The organism is Bacillus sp. GMs2/2, from assembly GCF_050172095.1.
Classification (GTDB): domain Bacteria; phylum Bacillota; class Bacilli; order Bacillales; family Bacillaceae_G; genus Bacillus_A; species Bacillus_A cereus.
In genome coordinates, this window is sequence record NZ_JBNLYE010000380.1 from 1 (window position 1) to 3654 (window position 3654).

Below are 3654 nucleotides of genomic sequence, written 5' to 3' on the forward strand. Positions count from 1 at the left end.
TGTTGTTTCATAGTCATTGTATTGAAAAAAAACGGCTATCATGTCGAAAAGTAAAAGTTAAAAAAAGAAAGAATTTATACATATATCTTGTGTCTTATTTTGAAACGTAATACAATATATAGAGAAATCAAGAACAACATATAGAGAATATAGATTTGAGAGGGAGGGTCGGAAATGTTAGTTGCATATGATTCTATGACAGGAAACGTGAAGCGTTTCATTCACAAATTAAATATGCCGGCCGTTCAAATTGATGAAGATCTAGTAATAGATGAAGACTTTATTCTTATTACGTATACAACAGGTTTTGGAAATGTACCAGAACGTGTTTTAGACTTTTTAGAGCGCAATAATGAAAAATTAAAAGGCGTATCTGCAAGCGGCAATCGTAACTGGGGAGACATGTTCGGTGCAAGTGCTGACAAGATTTCTACTAAATATGAAGTGCCTATTGTATCAAAATTTGAGTTATCTGGAACAAATAACGATGTAGAATATTTTAAGGAAAGGGTGCGGGAGATTGCGACACATTGAACTGAATAATGAAATCACGCAAATGCAGGACGGTTTTTATCAGCTTCATAAAGATAAAGAGGCATTAGAAGTCTTTATGGAAGAAGCTAGAGAGAATACCGTTCCTTTTAATAGCGTGGCAGAGCGAATGGAGTATATGAAAGAACATGATTACTATTACAACGTTCTGGACGAGTATAGCTTGGAGGAAGTAGAGGAAGTATATAACATCGCTTATGGTGAAAACTTCGAGTTCCAATCTTATATGGCAGCATCTAAGTTCTACAAAGATTATGCGTTAAAAACGAATGATCAAAAACAATACTTAGAAAGCTATGAAGATCGTGTAGCAATTGTTTCATTATACTTAGGACGCGGTGATGTTTCGAAAGCAAGACAATTCGCAAGCATGATTGTAAAACAAAACTACCAACCAGCGACACCAACCTTTTTAAATGCGGGAAGAAGCAGAAGAGGAGAAATGGTGTCTTGTTTCTTGTTAGAGATGGATGATAGCTTAAATTCAATTGGCTTTAACATTAATACTGCGATGCAATTATCAAAAATCGGCGGGGGAGTAGCTTTAAACTTATCTAAGCTACGCGCACGTGGTGAGCAAATTAAAGGTATCGACAACGCTGCAAGTGGCGTAGTACCTGTTATGAAATTGCTTGAAGATTCGTTTTCATATGCGAATCAGCTTGGCCAACGAAAAGGTGCCGGTGCAGTATATTTAAACATTTTCCATTGGGATATTATTGAATTCCTTGATACAAAAAAAATAAATGCCGATGAGAAGAGCCGTATTCAGTCTCTATCAATCGGAATTATCGTTCCAAGTAAGTTCTTTGAGCTTGCTGAGAAAAACGAACCTTTCCATGTTTTCGCGCCTTATACGGTTTATAAAGAATATGGCAAGCATTTAGATGATATTGACATTGATGAAATTTACGATGAATTAATGAGCAATCCGAAAGTGAAGAAGAAGCCACTAGATATTAGTGCACGTGATATGCTTATTAAAATCGCTATGATTCAGCTTGAGTCTGGTTACCCATACTTAATGTTTAAATCAAATGCAAATAATCAACATCCATTGAAGGATATTGGAACTGTGAAGATGTCGAACTTATGTACAGAAATCTTCCAGCTTCAAGAAACTTCAGAAATAAATGATTACGGTACAGATGACATTATCCGTCGTGATATTAACTGTAACTTGGGATCGTTAAATATCGTAAACGTAATGGAAAATAAAGAAATTCGTGAAGCAGTTCATGCGGGAATGGAAGCTTTAACAGCTGTTTCTGATATGACGATTATTCCGAATGCACCAACTGTGAAAAAAGCAAATGACGAGCTTCATTCAGTTGGACTTGGAGCAATGAACTTACACGGATATTTAGCAAAAAATAAAATCGCTTATGAAAGTGCAGAAGCGAAAGAATTCGCTCGTACATTCTTTATGATGTTAAATTACTATTCTATTGAGAAAAGTATGGAAATCGCTACAGAAAAAGGCGAGACATTTAAAGACTTCGATAAATCTGATTATGCGAATGGCACATACTTCGAAAAGTATGAAACGAAAGATTACAGTCCTGTAACTGAAAAAGTTCAGCAACTATTTGAAGGAATTCATATTCCGACAAAAGAAGATTGGACAAGTTTAAAAGAGCAAGTGCAGAAGAATGGTTTATACAACTCATATCGTCTTGCCATTGCTCCAACACAATCAATCAGTTACGTTCAAAATGCAACTTCAAGCGTAATGCCGATCGTAAGTCAAATCGAATCAAGAACATATGCGAATGCGACAACATATTATCCAATGCCGTATTTATCAAAAGATACGTTCTGGTACTATAAATCTTCTTACGATATGAATCAGTTTAAATTAATTGATTTAATCGCAGAAATTCAAGAACATATTGACCAAGGAATTAGTACAATTCTTTACGTTAATAGTGATATTTCAACACGTGAATTAGCACGTTACTACATCTATGCACATAAAAAAGGCTTAAAGAGTCTGTATTATACGAGAACACGTAAATTAAGCGTGGAAGAGTGTGTGGCTTGTACCGTTTAATATAAAAAGTGAGACATGATGAGCAGGGTTTTCTGAACCCTGCTCATGCTTAGTTATCATATTTAGAGAAGGGGCGATTTAATGCGTGCGGTAAACTGGAACAAAAAAGAAGATGATTTTAGTTTAATGTTTTGGAAGCAAAATATCGCTCAGTTTTGGACAGAAGAGGAAATCGCGGTATCTTCTGACAAAAATACTTGGGCACAATTATCAAAAGAAGAGCAGATTGCTTATAAGCGTGTATTAGGTGGTTTAACACTTTTAGATACGAAACAAGGCGGCGAAGGTATGCCTCTTGTACTTGTTCATCTTGAAAATTTACAAGCGAAAAGTGTATTAGCTTTCATGGGTGCTATGGAAGAAGTACATGCGAAGAGTTACAGTCATATCTTTACAACGTTAGCTACTGAAGAAGAAATTGATGATATTTTTGAATGGGTAGATACTCATCCATTACTTGAGAAAAAGGCCGGTATTATTACTGGTTACTATCGTCGTTTGCTAAAGCCTGAAGTAACGAAAAAAGAGTTATACATGGCAATGGTAGCAAGTGTGTTCTTAGAAAGTTATTTATTCTATAGTGGATTCTTCTATCCGCTTTACTTAGCTGGTCAAGGAAAACTAACAGCAAGTGGTGAGATTATCAACTTGATAATTCGTGATGAGTCAATTCACGGCGTATTCGTCGGTATTTTAGCACAACAAATCTTCGCAGAACTTTCTGCAGAAGAGCAACAAGAAGTGCAAAAAGAAACACAAGAGTTATTAATGGAACTATATGAAATTGAAATGGCCTATACAGAAGAAATTTACACTTCTATCGGTCTTGTAGAAGATGTAAATCGTTTCGTTCGTTACAATGCGAATAAAGGGCTTATGAACTTAGGACTTGAGCCGAAGTTTGAAGAAGAAGAAATTAACCCAATCGTTTTAAATGGTTTACGTACAGATACGAAAAACCATGATTTCTTCTCTGTAAAAGGAAATGGTTACGTAAAAGCAACGAACGTTGAAAAGTTAGCTGACGATGACTTCGTGTTTAACTTTTA

The 3654-nt window shown here is 35.6% G+C and carries 3 protein-coding genes; all 3 read left to right on the forward strand.

Annotated elements, in window-relative coordinates; translation table 11 throughout:
- Positions 1 to 174 precede the first annotated feature (174 nt).
- Complete coding sequence (gene nrdI / locus ACQGS6_RS24635) at positions 175 to 534, forward strand: class Ib ribonucleoside-diphosphate reductase assembly flavoprotein NrdI (RefSeq protein ID WP_000959447.1); 360 nt, start codon at positions 175 to 177, stop codon at positions 532 to 534.
- The gene (gene nrdE, locus ACQGS6_RS24640) at positions 521 to 2605 is read left to right on the forward strand and encodes a class 1b ribonucleoside-diphosphate reductase subunit alpha (protein ID WP_426965752.1); all 2085 of its coding nucleotides are present in this window, start codon (positions 521 to 523) and stop codon (positions 2603 to 2605) included. Before nrdI ends, nrdE begins: the two co-directional genes overlap by 14 nt.
- 81 nt (positions 2606 to 2686) lie before the next feature.
- Positions 2687 to 3654 (forward strand): class 1b ribonucleoside-diphosphate reductase subunit beta (gene nrdF / locus ACQGS6_RS24645; RefSeq protein WP_001203012.1); only part of this gene is annotated, 968 nt, incomplete at its 3' end.